Annotated in this window: 21 protein-coding genes; 17 read left to right on the top strand and 4 right to left on the bottom strand. The window is 28.1% G+C overall.

Annotation, left to right across the window (positions count from 1 at the left end):
• Window positions 1-1,722, bottom strand: a 1,722-nt coding sequence (locus h2es_RS06965) for a leucine-rich repeat domain-containing protein (RefSeq protein ID WP_230204295.1), incomplete at its 3' end; no start/stop codon positions are given.
• 82 nt (window positions 1,723-1,804) lie between these two features.
• On the opposite strand from h2es_RS06965, the gene h2es_RS07750 reads away from it, so the two are divergent.
• The 5 genes from h2es_RS07750 (at window position 1,805) to h2es_RS06940 (ending at window position 7,212) form a co-directional block, all read left to right on the top strand.
• A complete protein-coding gene (locus tag h2es_RS07750; RefSeq protein ID WP_230204294.1) occupies window positions 1,805-1,951 on the top strand; it encodes a DDE-type integrase/transposase/recombinase in 147 nt (48 codons plus the stop codon).
• A 428-nt stretch (window positions 1,952-2,379) separates the two neighbouring features.
• Entirely contained in the window at window positions 2,380-4,401 is a 2,022-nt protein-coding gene (gene nuoG / locus h2es_RS06955; protein WP_154512617.1) for an NADH-quinone oxidoreductase subunit NuoG, read from the top strand.
• Window positions 4,402-4,418: 17 nt separating this feature from the next.
• On the top strand, window positions 4,419-4,523 hold the full coding sequence (locus h2es_RS07985; protein ID WP_369122808.1) for a sodium-dependent bicarbonate transport family permease: 105 nt from the start codon (window positions 4,419-4,421) through the stop codon (window positions 4,521-4,523).
• A 153-nt stretch (window positions 4,524-4,676) separates the two neighbouring features.
• On the top strand, window positions 4,677-5,705 hold the full coding sequence (locus h2es_RS06945) for an HlyD family secretion protein (RefSeq protein ID WP_154512615.1): 1,029 nt from the start codon (window positions 4,677-4,679) through the stop codon (window positions 5,703-5,705).
• Window positions 5,683-7,212, top strand: coding sequence for a DHA2 family efflux MFS transporter permease subunit (locus tag h2es_RS06940; protein ID WP_154512613.1), 1,530 nt, complete (start codon window positions 5,683-5,685; stop codon window positions 7,210-7,212). Before h2es_RS06945 ends, h2es_RS06940 begins: the two co-directional genes overlap by 23 nt.
• A gap of 76 nt (window positions 7,213-7,288) precedes the next feature.
• Here h2es_RS06940 and h2es_RS06935 read toward each other — a convergent pair whose 3' ends face one another.
• Both h2es_RS06935 and h2es_RS06930 read right to left on the bottom strand, forming a co-directional pair.
• Window positions 7,289-7,627 (bottom strand): hypothetical protein, encoded by a 339-nt coding sequence (locus h2es_RS06935; RefSeq protein WP_154512611.1) that lies wholly within the window; start codon window positions 7,625-7,627, stop codon window positions 7,289-7,291.
• Between the two features lie 19 nt (window positions 7,628-7,646).
• Window positions 7,647-8,228: a hypothetical protein gene (locus h2es_RS06930; RefSeq protein WP_154512609.1), complete on the bottom strand. Its 582-nt coding sequence runs from the start codon at window positions 8,226-8,228 to the stop codon at window positions 7,647-7,649.
• Window positions 8,229-8,684: 456 nt separating this feature from the next.
• Here h2es_RS06930 and h2es_RS06925 point away from each other — a divergent pair, with 456 nt between their 5' ends.
• From h2es_RS06925 to h2es_RS06875, 11 genes are all read left to right on the top strand, one after another.
• Window positions 8,685-9,641 (top strand): protease pro-enzyme activation domain-containing protein, encoded by a 957-nt coding sequence (locus tag h2es_RS06925; RefSeq protein ID WP_154512607.1) that lies wholly within the window; start codon window positions 8,685-8,687, stop codon window positions 9,639-9,641.
• A gap of 4 nt (window positions 9,642-9,645) precedes the next feature.
• A complete protein-coding gene (locus h2es_RS06920; RefSeq protein WP_326845024.1) occupies window positions 9,646-10,755 on the top strand; it encodes a S53 family peptidase in 1,110 nt (369 codons plus the stop codon).
• Window positions 10,756-11,214: 459 nt separating this feature from the next.
• The gene (locus tag h2es_RS06915; protein WP_154512603.1) at window positions 11,215-12,936 is read left to right on the top strand and encodes a hypothetical protein; all 1,722 of its coding nucleotides are present in this window, start codon (window positions 11,215-11,217) and stop codon (window positions 12,934-12,936) included.
• A 71-nt stretch (window positions 12,937-13,007) separates the two neighbouring features.
• A complete protein-coding gene (locus h2es_RS06910) occupies window positions 13,008-15,977 on the top strand; it encodes a coiled-coil domain-containing protein (protein ID WP_154512601.1) in 2,970 nt (989 codons plus the stop codon).
• A 107-nt stretch (window positions 15,978-16,084) separates the two neighbouring features.
• The gene (locus h2es_RS06905) at window positions 16,085-16,798 is read left to right on the top strand and encodes a DUF2520 domain-containing protein (RefSeq protein ID WP_154512599.1); all 714 of its coding nucleotides are present in this window, start codon (window positions 16,085-16,087) and stop codon (window positions 16,796-16,798) included.
• Window positions 16,788-17,579, top strand: a complete 792-nt coding sequence (panB, locus tag h2es_RS06900) for a 3-methyl-2-oxobutanoate hydroxymethyltransferase (RefSeq protein ID WP_154512597.1) — start codon at window positions 16,788-16,790, stop codon at window positions 17,577-17,579. Before h2es_RS06905 ends, panB begins: the two co-directional genes overlap by 11 nt.
• A 3-nt stretch (window positions 17,580-17,582) precedes the next feature.
• Window positions 17,583-18,347, top strand: a complete 765-nt coding sequence (gene panC / locus h2es_RS06895) for a pantoate--beta-alanine ligase (protein WP_154512595.1) — start codon at window positions 17,583-17,585, stop codon at window positions 18,345-18,347.
• Window positions 18,344-19,117 carry a type III pantothenate kinase gene (locus h2es_RS06890; protein WP_154512593.1) on the top strand — a complete coding sequence of 258 codons (774 nt, stop codon included), beginning with the start codon at window positions 18,344-18,346 and terminating at the stop codon, window positions 19,115-19,117. The genes panC and h2es_RS06890 overlap by 4 nt, the downstream gene beginning before the upstream one ends.
• 67 nt (window positions 19,118-19,184) lie before the next feature.
• Window positions 19,185-20,360, top strand: coding sequence for a bifunctional phosphopantothenoylcysteine decarboxylase/phosphopantothenate--cysteine ligase CoaBC (gene coaBC / locus h2es_RS06885; RefSeq protein WP_154512591.1), 1,176 nt, complete (start codon window positions 19,185-19,187; stop codon window positions 20,358-20,360).
• A complete protein-coding gene (locus tag h2es_RS06880) occupies window positions 20,353-21,507 on the top strand; it encodes an aminotransferase-like domain-containing protein (protein ID WP_154512589.1) in 1,155 nt (384 codons plus the stop codon). The genes coaBC and h2es_RS06880 overlap by 8 nt, the downstream gene beginning before the upstream one ends.
• Before the next feature lie 141 nt (window positions 21,508-21,648).
• Window positions 21,649-22,071 carry a hypothetical protein gene (locus tag h2es_RS06875; RefSeq protein ID WP_154512587.1) on the top strand — a complete coding sequence of 141 codons (423 nt, stop codon included), beginning with the start codon at window positions 21,649-21,651 and terminating at the stop codon, window positions 22,069-22,071.
• A gap of 183 nt (window positions 22,072-22,254) precedes the next feature.
• Here the strand turns inward: h2es_RS06875 and h2es_RS06870 are convergent, their stop codons facing one another.
• On the bottom strand, window positions 22,255-23,256 hold the full coding sequence (locus tag h2es_RS06870; RefSeq protein ID WP_154512585.1) for a PKD domain-containing protein: 1,002 nt from the start codon (window positions 23,254-23,256) through the stop codon (window positions 22,255-22,257).
• Window positions 23,257-23,425: 169 nt separating this feature from the next.
• Here h2es_RS06870 and h2es_RS06865 point away from each other — a divergent pair, with 169 nt between their 5' ends.
• Complete coding sequence (locus h2es_RS06865; protein WP_154512583.1) at window positions 23,426-23,836, top strand: flagellar hook-basal body complex protein; 411 nt, start codon at window positions 23,426-23,428, stop codon at window positions 23,834-23,836.
• Window positions 23,837-23,893 lie beyond the last annotated feature (57 nt).

Here is a 23,893-nt window from a genome sequence, read left to right as displayed (position 1 = left end):
AATGCATATTATTTTTGCAATACTGAAGAATAAAACTGTTTTTAATCCTAATATTAATCGATAATTTAATAATAAGTATTTTAGATTTTTTATATTGACATTTAAGACAGTATCAGTCTCTTGTGTATTTTTATCTGTATATGTATATACATCCTCTTTATCATCCTGTGGTAATATTCCTTTTACAGCTCTAATACTCGATAACATTTGAGCTGTATAAGCTCCACTTATTGCGCTTGATATGTGTGCTGCATAATCATTATTAGCTCCATTTATTAAATAAGATAATCCCAAACTTGCACCACCTCCTATCATTTTACTACTATAGCTCTCTTCTAATTCAAAATAATTGCTTATTGAGCTCAAGAAATAAGGAAGCATTGAGGTCATTGGAGAGCCAGACGCCATAGATATAGAAGCTCCAAATAACATGTCTAATACCAAGCTTTGCTCCTTATGTCCCATAAACTCAGGCATGAATTCTTGAATTTCCTTAAAATATCTCATACTATTAAGCTTTCCATAATAACTTTGAACAAAAAAATCTTTTGCAATAAAGAAAGAGCCCCTCACTATTGGTGCATACCAAGAGTCTACCTTTTCATACCAATTTAAAGAAGATTTTATTGCTACTACACACTCTAAACTATATTGCAAATGCTTTATATCAACATATTCAGATATAGAATCTCTTAGCAACTTAGGAATTAGGAATGGCAAATTCTCTATGATTATCATTGATGAAAGTTGCATATCCATAGTATCATGATGTATTTTATCTTGTAAATATTGTAGATTAATGTGATTTGTTTCTTGATTTCCTAGATGTTGAGCTACTAAATATTTTATATCCTCAGGCATAGATGTTAGTTCAGGAATAGCAAGTGAAGTTCCGAATATTTCTTCGATCTTTAATTGAAAATTTTCAGGATTCCGAATAGATAAAATTGCATCATTATTCTGTATTACCTCATCTAAACTCTCTATACCTAAGATATAAGAGGGAAACTTACTATTTTTTATCATATTTTTTAGATAACCTTCACCTTGATCTCCTATATTATTTCTACTCAGATCAATAGTATGAGAGAATTTTGCCTTTTTTAGTTGTTCAGCCAAACCTATTGTACCATCATCTCCTATTTGATTAAAATCCAGTAAAGTAACCTGAGATACAGTTGCATCTTTTAAATGGAAAGCCAAACCTATTGCACCATCAGCTCCTATTTTATTACCACTCAGAGCAATAGTGTGAGATACAGTTGCCTCTCTTAGTTGTTCAGCCAAACCTATTGCACCATCATCTCCTATATCATTATAATTCAGACCAAAAGTATGAGATACAGTTGCCTCTTTTAAATGGAAAGCAAAACCTTTTGCACCATCATCTCCTATATTATTGCTATTCAGACAAAAAGTATGAGATACAGTTGCCTCTTTTAGTTGTTGAGCAAAACCTATTGCACCTTGATCTCCTATATTATTACCACTCAGATCAATATTATGAGATATAATTGCCTCTTTTAGTTGTTCAGCCAAATCCCGTGCACCATCAGCTCCTATATTATTATAACTCAGATTAATAGTGTGAGATACAGTTGCCTCTTTTAGTTGTTCAGCCAAACCTATTGCACCATCATCTCCTATTTGATTGTCACTCAGAAAAATAGTGTGAGATACAGTTGCATCTTTAATTATTTTTATAGCACTTTGTAAGTTCATTTTTAACCCCTTGTTTATATACTTTTAAATTTGGCGGCATTATACGAAAATAATATAAATAGTCAAGTCTTTTTTATTTTTAATGATATTATTTGGATTAGGCGCTGTCAAGTTAAAAGTAGAATATTATATATTATGGAGGGCTGTAGACTCAGAGGGATATGAGTTAGATGTATTTTTACAGAAGCGCCGTAATAAAAAGTCAGCAATACGCTTTGATCAAGATTAATGCAATAATATCGAATACCAAGAGTCATTGTTACAGATAAATTAAAGAGTTATATAAAGCCAATTAAGGTAATGTGGGTTAAAACTGAACATAGGAGTTACAAAAGACTGAATAATCGTGTGGACAATGCACATCAACCAACTTTGTTACATAAATATATAATCTGTTAAGAGTTTTACTTAAGATATGATATGAGAGTATTTTTTTACTTGGTTATTAACTGGCTGTTATATAAGTGTTAAATTTATTGATAGATATACTTTGAAAAGAAAGTATTGTTAAAAAAGAAAACTGTTCTACAAAAAGTATTAATAACAAATAGCCATTATATAAAATAGCATTTGAGCATTATTTATTAATAGAAGATACAAAATTCTTATGGTATAACTTTCATTAAATAGTTATTTAACACATATCTACATACACTTATGCCAAAGTTAAAGATTAATAACAAAGAAATTGAAGTGCCTGAAGGCTTTACAGTTATTCAAGCATGTGAAAAAGCTGGGATAGAGATTCCCAGATTTTGCTATCATGATAAGTTAAAAATCGCAGGTAATTGTAGGATGTGTTTGGTGGAAATGGAAAGAGCACCAAAACCTGTTGCAAGTTGTGCACAAGTTGCTATGGAAGGAATGGTAATTCACACCAATACGCCTCTTGTTAAAAAAGCTCGAGAAGGTGTGATGGAGTTTTTGCTTGCTAATCATCCATTAGATTGCCCAATATGTGATCAAGGTGGTGAATGTGATTTGCAAGATCAAGCAATGAAATATGGGAAACCTGAAAGTAGATATAAAGAAGAAAAACGTGCTGTTAAGGATAAAGACTTTGGTCCATTAATTCAAACCCATATGACAAGATGCATTCATTGTACGAGATGTGTGAGATTCATTGAGGATATTGCAGGAACTTATGAATTAGGTGGCATTGGAAGAGGGGAAGATGTTGAAATTACAAATTATATAGAAGGTGGAGTAAAATCTGAATTATCTGGAAATATTATAGATTTATGCCCAGTAGGTGCACTTACATCAAAGCCATATGAATTTAAGGCAAGAAATTGGGAACTGCATAGGACTGAATCAATAGATGTTATGGATGCAGTTGGATCAAATATTATTATAAATACTAGGGGCAATGAGGTGATGAGGATATTACCTTATACTAATGAAGATATTAATGAAGAGTGGATTTCTGATAAAACAAGGTTCTTTTATGATGGATTAAAATATCAAAGACTTGATCGACCATATATAAAACAGAAAAATAAATTGGAAGAAACTAGTTGGGAAATTGCTTTAAACATATTGGCTAAAAGAATAAAGAAAACAAAAGCTGAAAAAATAGGTGCAATAGCAGGCGATTTAACTGATGTAGAAACTATGTTTGTAGTAAAAGACTATCTTAAAGCATTAGGTAGTTATAACGTTGATTGCAGACAAAATGGAAGTAAATTATCAAATAAAAATAGAGCTCAATATACATTTAACACAACAATAAAAGGTATTGAGGAAGCTGATCATTGCTTGCTTATTGGTTGTAATCCAAGGCATGAAGCAACAATGGTAAATGCAAGAATTAGGAAAGCATACTTAAATAATAAACTATCTATTGCGGTTATTGGAAATAATAATAATTTAACTTACCCATATAAGCATTTAGGAGACAATCCTTGGATTTTAAAACAAATTGCTGATGGTGTACATCCTATATGTACAGATTTAAAAAAGGCTAAAAAGCCAATGCTTATTTTTGGAGAGCATTTAACTACACAAGAAGATTATGAAGCTTATGAATATTTTATTAATAAATTAGTTAATAAATATAATTATACTAGTAATGATTGGAATGGATATAACATTCTTCATACTGCAGCTTCAAGGGTAGGGGGATTAGATATTGATTTTGTACCAAATAAAGATGGCATGACTACTAATGAAATTTTAAAAAAATGTGAAGTTATTATTTTATTTGGTGCTGATGAAATTAATTTAAATAAAATAAATAAAAATGCTTTTGTTATATATATTGGACATCATGGAGATAAGGCTGCTGAAGTAGCTGATATTATTCTTCCTGCACCAGCATTTACTGAAAAAAATGCTACATATGTTAATTTAGAAGGAAGAGTGCAAAATACATTTGCAGCAATTGATAAGCTTGGAAAGGCAAAAATAGATTGGCAAATCATTTTAGATTTAGCAAATTTGACTGGTGTAAAGTTACAATACTCTACTCTTAATGAAATTAGAAAAAAAATCTCAAAAGTAAATCCTGTATTTATAAATACAGAATTAAAAAATAATGATAATATTTTTAAAAACTCATTAAAACAAACCTCTTTTTTTCAAGATAAAATTGATGAAAAAGCTTTAGATTATTATTTAACAAATTCTATTTGTAGAAATTCTATAACTATGAAAAAGTGCTCCCAGATAATTTTTTAATTTAAGCTTTATTTACAATTTTATGCGCAAGCGCTTCTTATATTGCGGTTCCTGCTGCTATGAAATTAGCCCTTCCTGAAGCTAAGCCTGGTATATATGTTCCAATGTCATTATATCAGTAACATTTCCATTTAATATTATATTTGGTATTCCATTATACTATATTTTTATTTCTTGGTTATATTAATTTATTATAACTTATAACTTTTATTTGATTTATATATTTTATTTCTATAGCTTGATAGTTAAGTAGGGTAGTATAATTTAATTAACTGATGAATACTAAAATAAAACTGAAGGATAAAAAGACTTCAGCTAAAAAGTTATTAATTTTAATTTTACTTCCAGTTTTAATATTTTTAGCTGGCATATATTTTTATTTTTTTAATAATAGATATATTTATACTGATGATGCATACATTAAATCAGGAAAAATTTCAGTTAGCTCAGAAGTACAGGGTAAAATAAAAGAAATATTTGTAAATGATAATTCCCATGTAAAAAAAGACCAAATTTTGTTTAAAATTGATGATTTGTCTTATAAAATTGCATTAGAAAATTCTTTAGCAAATTTAAGAAAAGTTAAAGATTATATTAATAGTATGAAAGCATTATATCAGCAAAATATTGCTGAATTAGATAAAGTTAAAGAAAGTATTTCTTATTTTGATAAAGAATATAAAAGACAGCTTCAATTAAAAAAGAAGAGGGCTACATCTGGTAAGGAAGTGGATAATGCCAAGCACAATTTAGATTCTTCCATTAACCAAAAAAAAGTAATAGAGAAAGTGATTCAGGAAACCAAAGCTAAATTAGATAATGATCCTAATTTAGAAATAAATGAGTATTCTTATTACAGTGAAGCGTTGACAGAAGTGTCTAAATCAGAATTAAATCTAGAGCATACTGAAATAAAAGCACCATTTGATGGTATAATAGCTAATTTTACATTATTACCAGGAAAATATATTAATGTTGGAGCTCCATTATTTTCAATTATTAATAGTCAAAATTTATGGATAGAAGCTAATTTTAAAGAAACCGATCTTCAAAATATTAGACTTAATCAAGATGCAGTCATTGAAGTTGATGCATACCCAGATAAAAAATTTAATGCAAAGGTATTTAGTATTACGCCTGCAAGTGGCTCAGAATTTTCATTATTACCTGCAGAAAATAGTTCTGGAAATTGGGTGAAAGTAGTTCAAAGAGTTAAGGTTATTTTAAAATTTAAAGATAGTATTCCAACTAATTTAAATTTACTATCTGGAATGAGTGTATATGTCAAAATTGACACAAAATAATAGTCAAGGTAATAAGAACTCTAATAAGGTCTTAATCACTGTATTTATTATGATTACAACAATCATGCAAGTGATGGACATGACAATAGCTAATGTTGCATTACCTCATATTAAAGGTAGTTTATCTGCTAGTAAAGATCAAATTTCTTGGATTTTAACTTCGTATATTATTTCAGCAGCAATTATGACTCAGCCAATAAGTTGGCTAGCAGATCGTTTTGGAAGAAAAAAAATATTTCTGATCTCCGTTATTGGATTTACAATCTCTTCTGCACTATGTGGCTTATCAACTTCTATAATAGAAATTGTTATTTTTCGCATATTACAAGGAATTTTTGGTGCAGCATTAGTGCCACTTTCTTGTTCTATATTATTGGATATAAATCCTAAAGAAAAACATGGTTCTGCAATGGCGATTTGGGGTGTTGGAGTTATGATTGGTCCAATAATTGGTCCTGTTGTTGGTGGATATTTAACAGAATATTATAATTGGAGATGGGTTTTTTATATTAATGTTCCTTTAGGTATAATATCATCTTTTGGTATTATATATTGTTTACCTGAATCAAAAATTATAAAAAAATCCTTTAATTTTATTGGATTTAGCTTACTCAGTATATCTATTGCATCTTTACAATTATTTTTAGATAGAGGGCAAAATTTAGATTGGTTTAATTCACATGAGATTATTATATATTTTGCTTTAATGATTATTTCATTATGGATGTTTATTATTAGTAATATTTATTCAAGCAAACCTTTTATTAGTTATAAATTATTTAAAGATTCAAATTTTATTTTAAGCACTATTATAATATCTGTTATATCTATAGTATTTATGTCTACCTTATCATTATTACCATCTTTTTTAGGTGATTTAATGGGATATACAGTTCTTGATGTTGGGTTATTAATCGCACCAAGAGGAGTTGGTTCAATGTTTGCAATGATGTTAGTTGGAAAAATAATTAATAAAATTGACTCTAGGTTAATAGTTACTGTTGGCCTATTATTAATGATTTATGCATTATATCAATTATCTAATTTTTCGACATTTGTACCTAAAGAAATGATTATTTTTAGTGGAATAATAAATGGATTAGGAATAGGTTTTATATTTGTACCACTAAGTACTATAGCATTTTCAACCATTGCTAATGAAAATAGAAATGAAGCAAGTGCATTTTTTAGCTTGATGAGGAATATAGGAAGTAGTGTAGGAGTATCTATTGTTACTTTTTTATTAGTTAGAAATATTCAAATTAATCACTCATATTTAGCTGAATCTATTAACAAAAGTAAATTTTGGATTTTACAGCATTATTCACCACAATTTTTAAATAGTAAGGATGCAATGGATATGATTATTGATAAAAATATTAATATACAAGCTGAAACTATATCATATATTGATAATTTTAAAATTATGATGATATGTATAATATTTTTAATGCCATTATTATTATTAAAAAATCCTAATAAAACTGCAAAAAAATATTCTAATTAAAGTGAGCTATATACTATATAAACTCACTTATTTTAATTTGTAAAATTATAATTCCCCATGATCATGTAATTAATCTTCATGTTTTAATTTCCTCAGCTATTTTCTCTGTACTATGCTCTTTTTTTGTTGATGTATCTTTATCTGCATCTTCATTTTTATTAAATAATGTATCATAAGCTACGTCATATAGCTTACCACCAAATGTAAAAGTTGATGTAATTACTATTGATGCAACTGTTTGTATACCTACTTTTATGCTTGCAGCTGTTTTTTCATTTCCTATCATTGATGCTGGTAATTTTGGATGTATGTATATGCCGTAACCAAAGCACATGAAAGCATTAACAGAAACTGTAATAGCCTTAGGTTTTAATAACTCAAAGTTAAATCCTTCTTTTTCAATTATTTCATTCATTTGAGCTATAGTTGCCCCATTAGTTAGAAGAAAGGTTACATAATCTTGACTTCCTATGTTTTTGTATCTCGCTTTTTGATTCTAATATTTGTTCTTGTATTTTTTCTTGTATTTTTAAGCTAGAGTCTTGAAATTCTGTTGTTTTAGCACCACTAGATTTAACAAGTTTAGATGGGTCAAATTTATCAGCTCCATCAAGAAAATCTTTATGTTCCTTCAAACTACTTCTTACTTTAGTTAATGCTTCATCGATTTGATCTTTTGCATTGTGAGCCAATGCAATAGAAGTTGCTGTTGTAACTGATACACTTGCAGTAGTAACAATACCATCATAAATTCCAAATGAAATTTTTGACAATTGTCTGTAAATAGCAAATATATCATCTGATATACTTATCCCAGTAAATATAGTATATTGATATGGTGCATTCATAAAATGACCACCTCTTACTAAATGAAATATATTTGAAACAGCAAATGAAAATTTGACTGCATGAATTCCAAGAATTATAGCGTCATATTTATTTATATTGCTTGAATAGTTGTCAAAATTACTGAATAAATAATCTTGTACATAACTTAAATTATAGTTATTAAACATTTTTATGTCACCTCCATCTTATTAATTAATGCCCATAAATCATGGGCTTTTATAATTTATAAATCAAGAAATTATTATGTTAAAAATATAATAAAAATAAAATATTAGTATGTAGTAATAAATATAATCAAAGACAATGAAAGAATTTATCCATAATAGGAATATCATGTTAATTAGGCATAATCTCTAATAAATCAAACTATTAGTTGTGTTTTTTCTACTTATAATAATCTTTTATAATTATTCTATTTTTTATTTTTAAAATCAAATTTAGTAATTATAAAATTTTATTTTATTTATCTTTGATTAAATAAAAATTAGCTTTTGTATGAATATTTTTTTTAAAAAATAAGTATTACATAAAGTGATCATATTTAACAATATATTAATGTTGACATAAGTTTTACCTGTAATTTATACATTTTTTAATGACTAATTGATATAAGAGGTATTGCAATGTCAAAATTTATAGAATTAAAAAATACAGAAATTAAACATCATGCATGGCATAAAACATATCCATCACATGATGATACAACACTGCAAGCAATTATTGTTTTGCATGACAATAAAGAAATGCAGGAATTATTAAATAACCATGGTCATGGAAACAAAAGTAATGAAACATTTGATAGTATATTATCTTTGTCTAAAAAACATGCAATACAGGAGGAAAGTGTAGACAAAGTATTTAAGTTTTTAAGAAATACTGATATTTATGCTCAAGGTTTTAAGCCTCTTCATAATGATATTAAAGTAATGGGTACAATTGGAGCTTTCAAAAATTCATTTAATATAAATTTTATAACAAAGGAAATGTATGGGGTTAATTTCACTTCTTACAATGGAACCATTTCAATTCCAAGTATTCTAGATGGTATAATTAAAGGTATAATTGGCTTTGATAATACTCCAAAATTTGAAATGGCACAGTATTATAATGGTTTTGGAGAAAGTGGAATTCCAAGTGGGTATTACCCAGTAAGTCAACCAATTAATGGCTATTATCCTATAAACAACCAACCAATTAGTGGCTTTCCTACTTATAATCAACCAATTAATGGAGTGCCCACTAGTTACTCTCCTCCTGGAAAAGTTACTACTATAACCTGCCCACCTGTAACTTGCCCTCCTTCTAATTGTGATCCAACGCAACCAACTTATCCGACTCAGCCAACAAAACCAATTTATCCAACACAACCGACTCAACCAGTAATTCCTCCATCACAACCTGTTAAACCAACATTACCTCCTATGAGTTTGTCTGAAATAGGCACTAAAGCTGTGTATACACCAGATAAATTTGCTGATTATTATCAATTTCCTAAAGGTTATGATGGTAAAGGACAAACAGTTGCATTAATCGAATTTGGAGGAGGGTACGATCTTGATGTATTGAAATTCATACTTTGAGGGAATAGGTATAGCTGCATTAGGCAAAGATCAAATTAAGGCAGTTGAAGTCCTTGGAGGAAGAAATAATTACAATGGAGGACAAAGTGATGCTGATGGTGAGGTAATGTCTGATATTGAAGTTGTTCATAGTTTAGCACCTGCTGCTAAAATTTTAGTCTTCTTTGCTCCAAATAGTGGAATGAATGGTTATGAAGTATATAAACTGGCTGCTGCAAGGGCTGATATAATTTCAATAAGTTGGGGAAGTGCTGAGTCATATGAATCATCTATGATTAATAATATTTTAGCTAAAGCAAGTATAACAGGTGCGACTATTTTTGCAGCTTCTGGGGATAATGGTGCTTATGATAGAACAGAAGAATTAACTGTAGATTTCCCAGCTTCAAGTCCTCATGCTATAGCTGTAGGTGGAACTAAACTAATTGTTAGCAGTAGTGGTCAAGTAAAAAAGGAAATTTCATGGGGTAATGAGCAAACATTTATTGAAGCTCAATCTGGTCATCAAAGCAGTATTTCAGGCAGTGGAGGTGGATTTAGTCAAGATTTTAATATTCCTCAATACCAAAGCAGTTCAACTCAAAAATATGATAATTTTTGTAAATCTACAGATTTTAATATACCTCAAGGTTATACAGCTAAATTAGGAGTTCCTGATGTGAGTGCTAATGCTGATCCATATACTGGTTATGCTACTACAATTTCTGGTAAATGGACTTTTATAGGTGGCACCAGCTTATCTACTCCTTTATGGGCAGCTTTATTTGCACGTTGTAACCAAAAATTTGGGGATAACTTAGCTAAGCATATTCATCTTCATAAAGAGCTATACGAATTAGGAAAAAAAGGTGTTGGTTTTACTGATATAACGCAAGGAAATAATGGGTATTATGAAGCTAAACAAGGATGGGATGCTGTAACAGGATTAGGTTCACCAAAAGGTGAGCAACTATGTAATGAACTCATTGCAATTGCAAATGCTGCAAAAACTGCAAAAGGTGAGAGTGCTAGTTCATCTACTTCTACAACAACAGTAGGTTTAGATTCTGGTGAGGAGATGAAAGATAGTGCTGGTATTAGTGGTAATGGAAGTGATGCCAAGGATGAGCTGTAAAAAAGCTTATTAATAAGATATTGTTTCTAGAATAATACCCCTAAACCACTTAAAGGGAAGGGGTATTATAAATTAAATTCAGAAAAATATATGTTTCAATGAAGTATAATTAACCTAAAGTTTTGGGATTGAAAGAAAAAATACAAAAAATAAGAATAAATATTTTGTTATAAATATTAATTAAATACATATAATAATTTGTGTACTAAAAGAGTTAATTTTAAAAAGGATAAAACTATTTTTAATAAAGCATATTAGGTCATAATTTATATATAAAGTTTATAATAAGAGATAATTTATTATTATATATTATTGCCATAATAAGCCGATTTGCAAGTAAAAATAACTTATTGACATTTTATTTAGATTTTGAAAGGATAACAATTGTTAATATTCTAATATATAAGTAATGGGTATATAATTAGACTAATAATTAATTACAATCAGAGGTAGGTAGGTATGTCAAATTCTCAAGAATCTAATAAGCAATTGCTAAATGTATTTTTTTCTACATTTATGCAGAAATTTTACACAGAAGAAGAAGCAAGGACAAAATTGTATCTTGATTCTTTTTTACAGCAAAGTATTATATTTCCAGGTAAAGCTAGTAGTATAAATAATTTTTTGTTTAATACTGCTAATCGTTATTTTGAAAAAGAAGACGGTATATTTGTTGAAAAGGGAAATATATATTCAGATTATTGCAACTTAATCGATAGTATAAGAATAGATGAAAAAATTAAGGCGGTTCAAGACAGAGATGATTATCAAGCTGCTGTAGCAAAGTATACAGAAGCTGCTCATCAACACTCAGCACTTCAAGATGAGCTAGAAGAAAAAAGAGATGAAGGAATAGACAGAATAAAAAAGAGACTTAAAGTAAGTAATGATGCTAGTAAGGAAGATAAGGAAAAAGCAGAGCTAGAATTTCTAGAAGCGAAAAAGAAGTTTATTATGAATTTTAGCGATCGATATTTATCAGCAAAACTCTCTGAGGCAAAAAATGCAGAAGAAAATGCAGAGAATTTGATGATACAGTTAGAAGAAAAATATGGAGTTACAGGTGATATAAAACTGGTATTAAGGGCTAAACTAAAGTGTAAAAAAGCAGCAGAAGATGAAGTGAAGAATACATATAATATGGGATATGAAGATGTAGTTTTAGGTTTTGGAGAATATGTACCTTCTATAAGTTCAAATACTCATGTATTAGAGCATATAGCAGAAAGAGTGTTTAAATTACTGAAAATAAAAGACGAAACTAAATTAGCTTTTACTCAAGAAACAGGAAGTATAGTTGAAAATCCTAATATGCCTGAATTAAGTAATAGTACAGATAGTATAACACAATTAAATAAGGATTATTTAGCTAAAAAAAGAGAGATAGAAAGTTCTGATAAAACTAGTGATCAGAAAAACAAAGCACTCGAATTATTAAAAGAGAGATGGATTGAAGATAAAGCTATATCAAATATTCAATCAGGAAAAGAAGAAGCTGATAAGATCAAAAAAGATGCATATCAGAGCATGATTAAAGCGCAAACAAAAGTACGTGATAAATTTTTAGAATTAGATAAAGATGAAAAATTGGAAGAATGTATGGAAAATAATATATATTATATATTTAGTGAAACCCATATAAATACGGCCAAAACATCTGGAACTGTAGGAGGAGGAACATTACTTTGGTCAGCTTCATCAACCTATACAAGAGAAAGAACAGATGATAAGCACGATGCTGCGTGTATATCATTTGAATCAGTAATAAAAGTGCCGATAAGGTATAATTGGTTGTCAAAAAGTGTATTAAAAGACATAGATTTTAATAAAAGCACTATGACTTTAAATGAGGAATCTGGTGCTTTATCATTAGGAAGTAGAGAATTTTTACAACAAAAGCATTACATTATTCAAAATCTCATTATAGGCATAAATATGAAATCATATTTTGCCAATCAAGAGTTTGGAGATGTAGCTTCGTCTTTTTCAGCAAAAGTTGGTTATGATAATTTGTTAAGTAGCATTAAAGGAGATGCTGGTAGATCTGCAGCAGATACTAATAAAGAAATGTCAAAAACAGGCTTTACTATTCCTGACTATATTGTAGTACTAGGATATGAATTAGAACAGGTTACTGGATTTAATCATGAGGCTGGATCTCAGCATCATCAAGAGTTGTAAATAGAATTTAATATCTGATATGTGTGAATCAGATATTACTTAGTTAATTTATTTCAATTGTAGGGGGTATTATGGAATCATTTTATAATTCACGTGTAGAAACAAAAAAACAAAATGTTTCATGGGACAAATGTAATGCATGGACTTTAGTAAAATATTTTATGGAAGACCTTTATCACAAGGGAGAAGGTTATTTAGATAAAGCTAGGGGTGTAGTTGGTGAATTGTTTGGAAGATATGAAGGGGATAATAATTTGCGTTTAAGAGATGATAATAAATATAGTAAACAAGACTATGCAAATATGTTGCAGCGTATAGCAGCATTAGAATCTCAAGGAGATCACAAAGCAGTTAAAGATGTAGTAAATCGACTCAAATCTCATAATGAATATATTCCACCAAAAGGGCTATCTAAATTGACAGTTGCTTCATATTTTACTAAGGAAGTATTAGAAAATGATGATACTTTTAGTTATTACTACAATAATATATTGAGTCCTTTCCACAATCATATAGTATCTTTTGATATAATCCCAACTATTAAGTACACTACATATCTTTTAAGTACTCAGCATTTTTTTTTCCAACTTCCTTATATTGCTTATGCTAATGATAAAACAGCATTAATGTTGAGAATTGGAGATTTGGCTATACAAAATTCAATATATATGACTGGTGTGCAAATTAGTAATTATATAAAACAGCAATTAGACGATACAACAGGTTCATTATGTATTAGTTATGGTTTAACACAAGGATTAACAAGCCTTTTCGGAGCAGGGTTTTCTAAGATGCTTTTTCCTCAGTTAGGTGCTTCAATATTAGCAGGACAAGTATTAAGTAAAATTACTTTTTCAACAACGCAATGTTACTTAGGGCAGATTGATCAAAGTGAGATAGAAACAAGTAAATTGTTATTCTTGTCATCAGTAGAAAGCATATTTACAGGTGGGTTTTTTCTAAATTTATTTTTTAAACAATTAGGGGTATTTAATGATTTAGTAAAAAGCATTGGATTCATTAAAAATTTAATCACAGGTGTTAACATTATAAATACAGCTGATTTGTTAACAAAATATTATATTGTTAGTTCATACGAAGGGCCTGATAAATACTTGAAATGTCATGAAAATTGTCATGGATTAAGATTAGAAGCAAATTATCTATTAAATAAAGATATAAGTCAAAATGATGGGTTATTGAATCAATGGGTATATCAGATTGGTAAATTTGCTAAAGATAAAGATGGGGAAAATATAATTTTACACAACGAATATTGTAGTTTAGTAAAGTATTTGCAAAACTATAAAAGTGCAAAACATTTCACAATATCAGAGAAAAATTTTTATACAATCCTTGAGAGCTGTAAGTTATCTGATGATAGTAAAGAGAGTAATGAACAAAATATAGAAGCTGATTCTGGAATGATTCCTAGAATAGATTATGATATCAATCGAGTAAGGAATGCCATAGAAAAAGTCAGTTTATTATCTAAAGGTAATGAAAATAATTATTGTATTCAACAAACTAAAGTTAGCCATTTTAATCTTCAAAATTATTTTAATGGTACTGAGAATAAATTAGATTTTAACGTTTCTTTTGGGTGTTTTTCATATCATGAAGTTGTTGAATTAAAGATTAATTATCCATGGCTACATAATGGTATGCTTACATTAGATATGAGTCTTGATGTAGAAGAAAAATTACAAAAATTTTGCCAAATACCAGAAAAAATAATTTTAGGATGTGGACAAAAATTACTAGTGCATGAAACAGAGCAAATAATTAGTGATTTAAAAGCTGCTAACCCTGAAGAAGAATTTCAGATAAAAGAGTGGTCTGTAGCAATAGAATTGTTAATTAGTAGTGAGCTTAGTTATGTTGATAGTAAAGGATTAGATAATGGATGTGAAGTCCAAAGAGTTGAATACCAAAATCATTGTAAAACTATTAAGTTACCTAAACAGATGCTGAACTATTTGTTCAATAAGCATGTTACTGAAGATGATCATTATGTTGAAGAAAATATGTTGCACAAGATATCTTATAAAAAACTAGATGATATCGCTGGTGTAAACAATATGTTATATTGGTTAGCTGATTATGATTTTAAGAATGAAAAGATAGATATCGGTGGAATAGAGAAATTAGTATATAAAAAAGTAGATAATATTAATGTTGAATATTGTAATGTCATATATAGCTTGAATCTAAAAAATGACACAGCTCATGATACATCAATTGCAGATCAATATAAACAGCTTACTGATAGTATCATAGAAATTAGGAAAAAGGAAAGTGAGTTATTAAGGCAATTAGATGAAAAACAAAAAGATAAGATAAAGTATACATTAGATACAATTAACGATTCTAATGCAAGAGATAAGGCAATTAAAGAGTTAATAGAAAAGTATGCTGATAATGATATAGCAAAAGAATTACATGTTATCAGAGAGGAAGCAAATTCTCTAGAATTAACACGAAAAAAATTGCAACAAAAAATTACTTCAGCGGAAGAAAAATTCTTACTTGCAGCTAAAATAAAATGTGCAGATAGTCAAGTTAGTGATTATAAAACTAATGAAAATATGATGGTTAGTGGTGATTTATATACTGGCTTGGCAGAATTTAGCCCATTGATTAAAACTGATGATATAAAAGTGAAATCATTACTAAATCCAAACATTGAAAGACAAAGCGATTTATGTGAGAATAAACAGTATAAAGTAGTGAGTGATGATGATTGTTTAGGTTTAGATGATATAATAGTATTACCACTTAGGTACCCATGGTTAGATACGAAAATATTTACGATACCTGTAGAAGTATTTCAAAATGGAGATAAGTTAAAGAAGTATCAACATGAAAATTGTATTGTACCAAAAGCAGTGGTTTTAGGCTTTGGTTTAGTATTGGAAAAAAAACAAGAAATGGTTTTCAGAGAAGATGAAGATGTATATACGGTTTTAGGTTATCAATTAGCTAATTATTGTGATAGTTCAATTACTACTGATTCGGCTAGTTTAAATACTGAATTATAATTAATATTGACAGTATCATTAGATATTGATACCTTCTCTTGCAGCGCTAAGGACTATTTTTTAGCCTAGACGCTTTATTAATATGAAACGTTAAGAGGATTTGATCTATGCGACAAATACCTAAGTATCTTATTATTGGGTCTGGAAGGTTATCTCAACATATATCACACTACTTGTATTTAAGTAATTTAAAATTTAGTAATTGGTCTCGTTCAAAACATAATTTCAATCAACTAAAAAAATTTGTAGAGTTTAATGATATTATAATATTAGCGATTAGTGATGATTTTATAGAAAATTTTATTAATCAAAATCCTTGTATTACTAATAAAATTTTAATTCACTGCTCTGGCTGTTTAAGTTTTAAAAATGCTATAGGTATACACCCTTTAATTAGTTTTGGCAGTGAATTATATAATTATGAGACTTATAAGAATATTTCTTTTATCATTGATTCCAAACTTGATGATTTTAGAGAAATATTTCCCACTTTAAAAAATCAAGTTTATGCTATACATAAAGATAAAAAAGCATATTACCATGCATTATGTGTTATGAGTGGTAATTTTACTACGATTTTGTGGTCAAAATTATTTAAAGAATTGGAATCAAACTTAAATATACCTAAAGAAGCAGCTTTTTTATATTTAAACTCAATTGTTAATAATTTATTTCTTGATCATAAAAGTTCATTAACTGGTCCTATAGCTCGTGGTGATAATAAAACAATTAAGCTTAATTTATCTGCATTAAAAGATGACAAATTTTTTTCAATTTATCAAGCTTTTGTAAATGTATTTGGAGGTAATCATGGATATTAATGATTTTTTAAAAATGAAATCACAAGCAAAGCCAATTAAAATGATTACATGTTATGACTATTGGAGCTCAAAAATTCTAGCAGAAACAAATATTGATTGTATATTAGTTGGTGATTCTGTTTCGATGGTTATGCATGGGTATGATTCTACCATTGGTGCTAATGTTGAAATGATAGAAATGCATATTAAAGCAGTTAAAAAAGGTATAAATAATAAATTCATAATTGGTGATATGCCATTTCTTTCCTATAGAAAATCAAATACGGAAACAATGTATGCCGTAGAGAAATTAATGAAAGCTGGAGCTAATTCTATAAAACTAGAAGGGTTAAATGGAAATCAAAAATTGATAAAACATATTATTAATTCTGGAGTGCCAGTTATGGGGCATCTTGGCTTTATTCCGCAATCAATCAATGTATTTGGCAATCAAATTGTACAAGGAAAAGAAGAGAGTAAAGCGAATCGGTTAATTGAAGCAGCAAAAGAATTAGAAGGACTTGGTTGTTTTGCAATAGTACTTGAATGTATCTCAAATAAAATATCCAAAAGAATTACTGAAACATTATCAATTCCAACTATTGGTATTGGTGCTGGTTCGAGTACTTCGGGACAAGTACTAGTGCTACAAGATTTACTTGGTTGTGACCCTAAATTTCAACCTAAATTTTTAAAGAAATATTTAAATCTTCATGATTTGATAAAAAAATCAGTAAATGACTACTGTAAAGATGTCGATAATAAAACATTTCCTAGTTGCCAACATTCTTATGGAGAATAGTAAATGCAAATAGTAAAATCTGTTAAAGAGATCAAATCAATTATAAAAGCTTTAAATAACTATAGTGTTGGTCTTGTGCCTACCATGGGAAATTTACACCAGGGACATACTAGTTTAATTAAAAAATCTTTAGAAGATAATGATAAAACTATACTGACAATTTTTGTAAATCCTACACAATTTAACAATAAAGAAGATTTAGATAATTATCCTATTACTTTGGTGGCAGATCAAAGTTTAGCTGAAAAATTAAGGGTTGATGTATTATTTTTGCCACAATACGAAGAAATTTATCCTGATAATTTTAGTTTTAAGGTTATTAATAATGATTATTTTAGTGAAATTTTTGAGGGTAAATATAGGCCAAACCATTTTACTGGGGTGTTAACTGTAGTTTTAAAGTTGTTGTTAATTACCAGACCTAATAAGGCATATTTTGGAGAGAAAGATTATCAACAGTTAAAATTAGTTCAAGCTATGACTAAAGCCTTTTTACTTGATACAGATATAGTGCCATGTAAAACAATTAGAAATGAAGATAATTTACCATTAAGTTCTAGGAATAATAGATTATCTCCTTATTGGTTAAAAAAAGCATCTTTATTTTCAAGATTACTTAACTCTGGTTTATCGACACATGAAATTAAAAATAAATTAGTACAGAAAGGATTTAAAGTAGAGTATATTGAAGAATATAATAATAGAAGATTAGGGGCGGTTAAATTTGAAAATATTAGATTAATTGACAATATTGAGGTAAAAAAATGATTTTATGTATAGATGTAGGTAATTGCCAAATTCATATTGGAATTTTTAAAGATGATAAATTAGTTATACAATTTAGACATAATAGTTCTGATGGAATGAGTTCAGATCAGTTTGGTATATTTTTAAAAATGATTTTAGCAGAAAAAAATATTAATTTTAAACATATTAAGAATATTTCAATTTGTTCAGTTGTACCATCACTTGAATATTCAATTAGGGCAGCTTGTATAAAATATTTTGGTATAAGACCATTTTTTTTAAAAGTAGGAGCTAAAACAGGTCTTAAGCTAAAGTATAATAATCCTGCTGAAATTGGTGCTGATAGAATTGCAACAGCAATAGGAGCTGTTAAATTATACCCAAATACAAATATAATCATTGTAGATATGGGAACTGCTACTACTGTCTGTGCTATTACTAAAAATAAAGAATACTTAGCTGGCGCCATTTTACCTGGCATTAAATCATCTGCAAAAGTTCTATCAACAGAGACTGCTCAGTTACCTTTTGTAGAGATTATTAAACCACAGTTAAAATTAGGACGCACAACAAAGGAAAATATTCAAATAGGGTTATTTTATGGTCAAAAAGGAGCGATAAAAGAGCTTATTGATTTTATTACTAAATATGCATTTAATAATGAGAATTATTTGGTGATTTTAACAGGAGGTTTTTCTGAATTATATAAGGATGATAAAATTTTTAATATTTCAATACCTAAATTAAATTTTATAGGGTTAAATGAATTAACCAAATTAAACGATAAATAATGTTCGAATTGTAACTATTGATAAATATAATATAAAATCCAATAAACTATAAAAATAAACATAAAATATGAAGAAAATACTTTTAGTTATTACAGGCAGTATTGCAGCTTATAAAGCTATTGAATTAATTAAAGAGTTGGAAAATAAAGGAAATGAGTTAAATATAATACTTACGCATAGTGCAGAAAGATTTATTTCTAAATTAACTATTGCTAGTTTATCTAAAGCTAATATTTTACAAGATAAGATTTTTCAAGAGGATATGGATCCTATGCTACATATACAGTTAGCAAAAAATCACGATCAAATTATAGTTGCTCCAGCTTCTGCTGATTTTATATCTAAACTTGCTTGTGGATTGGCTTCTTCTTTATCTTTATTATCTATTACAGCTACTAAGGCACCTATCTTACTAGTACCAGCTATGAACCCACAGATGTATAAAAATAAAATACTTCAAGAGAATTTGCAATCATTAAAGATGTGTGGATTTCAGGTGATTGAGCCTGATTATGGAGTTACAGCTTGTGGAGATGAAGGCTTTGGTAGGTATCCACAAATAGAGAAAATACTTAATTACATTGAATTTGATTCTATAAAAAAACAAAAGCTCAAAGGAAAGAAAGCTATCATTAATTTAGGCTCTACTCGTGAATCAATAGACCCTGTACGTTTTATAGGCAATGAGTCATCAGGTGAACAAGGTTTTTTAATTGCTTCAGAGCTTGTTAAGCAGGGATGTGAGGTAAATATTATTGCAGGATATGTAGATTATGATATTCCAAAAAACTCTTTTAGAGCTTACACAGCTAAAGACATGTTAAATATATCTTTAGAATTGTTGCCAGCAGATATTTATATTGGGGTTGCAGCAATATGTGATTTTAAAATAAAGGAATACTCTAAAGAAAAAATTAAGAAAACAAATAACAATGTAATTTTAGAATTTGAACCAAATATTGATGTAGTTTCAAATATTTCAAATAATAAAGATAGACCTAAATTAGTAATAGGATTTGCTTTAGAAAGTGAAAGTCACAAACAAAATTGTATTAATAAACTTAAAAGCAAAAATCTAGATTTAATCATTATGAATAAAACTAAATATATTGGGGAATTTAGTAATGAATTCGCAATTTGTTCACCTGAAAGATATGAGGAAACAGGTAAAATTTCTAAAAACGATTTAGCTAAACTTTTAGTAGAAAAGATATCTATAAAAATAAATAAAAACCGTGGCTAGTTTAGTCTATAGTCAAAGTATTATTGAGAACATCCTCAATATACATAAGAATCAGATAAAAATTTCATTCGCGCTTGGATTGCCATCTTCTATATTTTTTCCAATCTTAGATATTCAAAAATCTGTATCTAAATTAACTGCAAGTGATTTTCAATATAATGCTCCATCATTAAAACTTAAATCACATATTGTAAATCTTATGCAAAAAAGAGGTGTGAAATGTAATACAGAGCAAATATTTTTAACTACTGGAGGACAAGAGGGTATTAGTCTATTGATAAAAATGCTTTTAAAACATCATGATCAAATTATTGCTGAGAAACTAAGTTATCCTGGTTTTATTCAAGCTATTAAAGAGTTTGAATTGGACATAGCAACAGTTAACACATTAGATTCAGGGATTGATGTGGATGAGATACATAAATATCTTAAGCAAGGTAGAAAACCTAAGCTTATATATGTTATAACTGATGGTCATAATCCTCTTTCTGTTAGTATGTCTCATGCTACTAGATTAAAGTTAATTTCAATAGCTGAGCAATATCAAATACCTATTATCGAAGATGATCCTTATGGATTCTTATTTTATAAAAATCAACTGCCAACTTTAAAATCTCTAAATCCTGATAGGGTTTTTTATATAGGTACATTTTCTAAAATTCTTATGCCAGCACTTAAAGTAGGGTGGATAATAACACCTAAAAAATATATTGATACTTTAAAAAGCATTAAGAATTCTTGGGATTTAAACACTGCAACCTTCTCTCAAAGAGTAATTATAAATTTCTTAGAGACAAATAGTTTTTTAAATCATCTATTTATATTACGGAATGAATATAAAAAACGTAGAGATATAATGATAGGTGCACTAAAAGATTATTTTCCTAAAAATGCAAAATATACAATTCCAAATAGTGGAATGTTTATATGGGTAGAATTAAATAATCAAGTTGATACAAATCAATTGCTTAAAATTTCTCTACAAGAATATGGAATAACATTTATGCCAAGCAGTGTTTTTGAAGTTACAAAAGATATTAAATTTATTAATGGAATGAGACTAAATTTTACTAATTGTAACCCTGAAGAAATAATATACGGGATTAAAACACTAGGTAAGTTAATATCTAATATTCTAAAAGTGTAGGTGATAATAAAAATTAGATTAATATATCTAGACATTTATATTGAAATAAAAACTCTAAAAGATTGCTTTTTATATAAATAACTTGACAAAAAGAAAGAATTATTATATAATTCCGCCGTAAAACGTAAATAGAGGTATATTATGACTCAAAATACAAAAAATGCTCTAGTAACAAAAGATACAAAAGTTATAAATCAAGATTTTGTAAGCAGATTTTATCATTTTCTAGAATATAGTGAAAAAGTTTCTGAATCTAGGGATATAAATCATGAAGATTATTCTAAAAAATGGTTTGATATAAATAGTTATAAAGTTCCTTTTGATATAACTGCTAAATTAATTTCTACCAGGAGTTTTGCAACTGCTGATGATATGGTTAAATATTTAAGTACTCTTGAGACTGAATCTACTGATTCATGCCACTATTTTAGTTTTTCATTACAAAAATTAGAAAGAGATTATATACAAACAACCACTAGAATAGATGAGAAATATGATGCTGATCAATGTAATAGCAATATCTATAATAGTGCATGTGTTGAGTATAATTATACAGATGGATAATTATTAATTTTGTTAATCAATATCTCAAAACATAAATATAAAAGGAGTAGTATTAATATATTCAATATTAATAAGCTACTCTTTCTTTATATTTAGTTTATATTCTAACAATTAATCTATAACTTTACCTATATTTATAGATGTAAAACTAGTGTATACTACCTAATAATAATTTTTAATAAATTATATCTCACACTCTAATAATAACATTGGAATAATAGCCATAGCTAATCCACTTAAACCAGGTGAATAAGAGCCACAGACTTCTGTTGCATTACTTAAGCTACAAACTTCTGTTACATTTATTGTTATAATACTTTCTTTTGTAGCTATACTATTATGAGAATCTTGCGCCCTAGCAGATATTGTATAAATTCCTGGTTGAACTGTTTGATCAGGTTTGATAGTTACTTCACCATTTTGCTTAAAATCGCTAACCCAAGAATATGAATTATTAAATCTTATATAAATAATAGGGTCTCCTTCAGGATCATGTGCCACAAAATGTGTTTTAACTCCAGTTCCTTTTTTAATAGTTATTGAAGTGTCGATGGCCTTAGGAGCTAGGTTAAGCATAGTAGTAGTAGTTGTCGTAGTTGTGGTTGTAGTAAGAAGTGTAGTAGTTGTTGTTATGCCACAATTACCACTTTCATCTTCAATTTTAAATAATGAAAAATCACCATTTTTTTGATCAGAAAATTCTGCCTTTAGGACATCATTATCTCCGTCGCTGTAGAAAGTAAGATATTTATTAAAATCTTTATGCTGTATAGAATAATAGCATAGATCATAATTAAACAAATTAATCTTAAGTACTTTTGATTTTTCTAAATGATCTATAAGATTATTTATATGAGATGTTGCAACACCAATAAAATAATGCGAAGGATCTGCTTTTAATTGATCAAGTATTTTATGTTTTTCTGATAATTTACTATCTATATCACAGAGTGGGTAATATGAATTGGTGCAATTCAAGTCTTCGTTAGAATAATAAAAATTCATTCCATTTGCATCTGTTATGTTATAAGTTCCATCATTATTTAAAACAAAATCACATAACTTATTACCAACATAATTAGGTGCTGATTGATAGTCTGTATTATTTCCACTTATTTGTATATTAGGAGCTAAACTACAAATAGATATATTCATAGCTACATTTACAATGTTATATTTAGTCATAATTTTATCAATTTAAACCTTCCAATTAGTAAGTGTAATCATTGATATTTTGCAGTGTCAATTTTTTTAGCTCATGTTATGTAATTTATAATGTCATTGACTAAACTAAATAAATTTTGGCATGAATTATGCTCTTTGGTAGAAATATTAACATAATTATATTAAAAATATGGGACAAATTAATAACGAACAACCGAAAGGTAATCAATTTAATAATACATTTATTTATAACTATAGAGAAGCTTTGAATAGGCAGGTTAATAATCATGCAAATAATATAGCAAATTCTATGACTACAGGTTATAAATTAGTTTATTCTTATATTGATAGCATAAAAACTCAAGCTGGAGAATTTAGATATAGCGTAACTGATAGAACTAACTTTGCTCAAGGTTATTTTAAAGAAACCAAAAATGAATTTGATTATGCAATAGAAGGTAATGGATTTTTTGCTTTAAGATGTGGAGAAGAAATAAAATACACTAGAGATGGTAGTTTTGAATTAAATAACCAAAATTTTATTAAATCACTAAATGGCCTAAGGGTAGGGAAGTTGAGAAAACGGCAAAGTATATATTAAACAAGCGGTTATATCGTTATTTCGGGCACATAGAGTTTTTTATCATTACTTTGATAA

The sequence above is a fragment of the Rickettsiales endosymbiont of Trichoplax sp. H2 genome (assembly GCF_009690945.1).
GTDB classification, from domain to species: Bacteria; Pseudomonadota; Alphaproteobacteria; order Rickettsiales; family Midichloriaceae; genus Aquirickettsia; species Aquirickettsia rohweri.
This window is presented reverse-complemented; position numbering and strand designations above follow the sequence as displayed.

Excerpts from the sequence above, each read along its gene's own strand:
- h2es_RS07750 (WP_230204294.1), top strand. The coding sequence starts at position 1,805 with ATGATATTATTTGGATTAGGCGCTGTCAAGTTAAAAGTAGAATATTAT.
- nuoG (WP_154512617.1), top strand. The coding sequence starts at position 2,380 with ATGCCAAAGTTAAAGATTAATAACAAAGAAATTGAAGTGCCTGAAGGC.
- h2es_RS06945 (WP_154512615.1), top strand. The coding sequence starts at position 4,677 with ATGAATACTAAAATAAAACTGAAGGATAAAAAGACTTCAGCTAAAAAG.
- h2es_RS06940 (WP_154512613.1), top strand. The coding sequence starts at position 5,683 with ATGTCAAAATTGACACAAAATAATAGTCAAGGTAATAAGAACTCTAAT.
- h2es_RS06935 (WP_154512611.1), bottom strand. The coding sequence starts at position 7,627 with ATGAATGAAATAATTGAAAAAGAAGGATTTAACTTTGAGTTATTAAAA.
- h2es_RS06930 (WP_154512609.1), bottom strand. The coding sequence starts at position 8,228 with ATGTTTAATAACTATAATTTAAGTTATGTACAAGATTATTTATTCAGT.
- h2es_RS06925 (WP_154512607.1), top strand. The coding sequence starts at position 8,685 with ATGTCAAAATTTATAGAATTAAAAAATACAGAAATTAAACATCATGCA.
- h2es_RS06915 (WP_154512603.1), top strand. The coding sequence starts at position 11,215 with ATGTCAAATTCTCAAGAATCTAATAAGCAATTGCTAAATGTATTTTTT.
- h2es_RS06910 (WP_154512601.1), top strand. The coding sequence starts at position 13,008 with ATGGAATCATTTTATAATTCACGTGTAGAAACAAAAAAACAAAATGTT.
- h2es_RS06905 (WP_154512599.1), top strand. The coding sequence starts at position 16,085 with ATGCGACAAATACCTAAGTATCTTATTATTGGGTCTGGAAGGTTATCT.
- panB (WP_154512597.1), top strand. The coding sequence starts at position 16,788 with ATGGATATTAATGATTTTTTAAAAATGAAATCACAAGCAAAGCCAATT.
- panC (WP_154512595.1), top strand. The coding sequence starts at position 17,583 with ATGCAAATAGTAAAATCTGTTAAAGAGATCAAATCAATTATAAAAGCT.
- h2es_RS06890 (WP_154512593.1), top strand. The coding sequence starts at position 18,344 with ATGATTTTATGTATAGATGTAGGTAATTGCCAAATTCATATTGGAATT.
- coaBC (WP_154512591.1), top strand. The coding sequence starts at position 19,185 with ATGAAGAAAATACTTTTAGTTATTACAGGCAGTATTGCAGCTTATAAA.
- h2es_RS06875 (WP_154512587.1), top strand. The coding sequence starts at position 21,649 with ATGACTCAAAATACAAAAAATGCTCTAGTAACAAAAGATACAAAAGTT.
- h2es_RS06870 (WP_154512585.1), bottom strand. The coding sequence starts at position 23,256 with ATGACTAAATATAACATTGTAAATGTAGCTATGAATATATCTATTTGT.
- h2es_RS06865 (WP_154512583.1), top strand. The coding sequence starts at position 23,426 with ATGGGACAAATTAATAACGAACAACCGAAAGGTAATCAATTTAATAAT.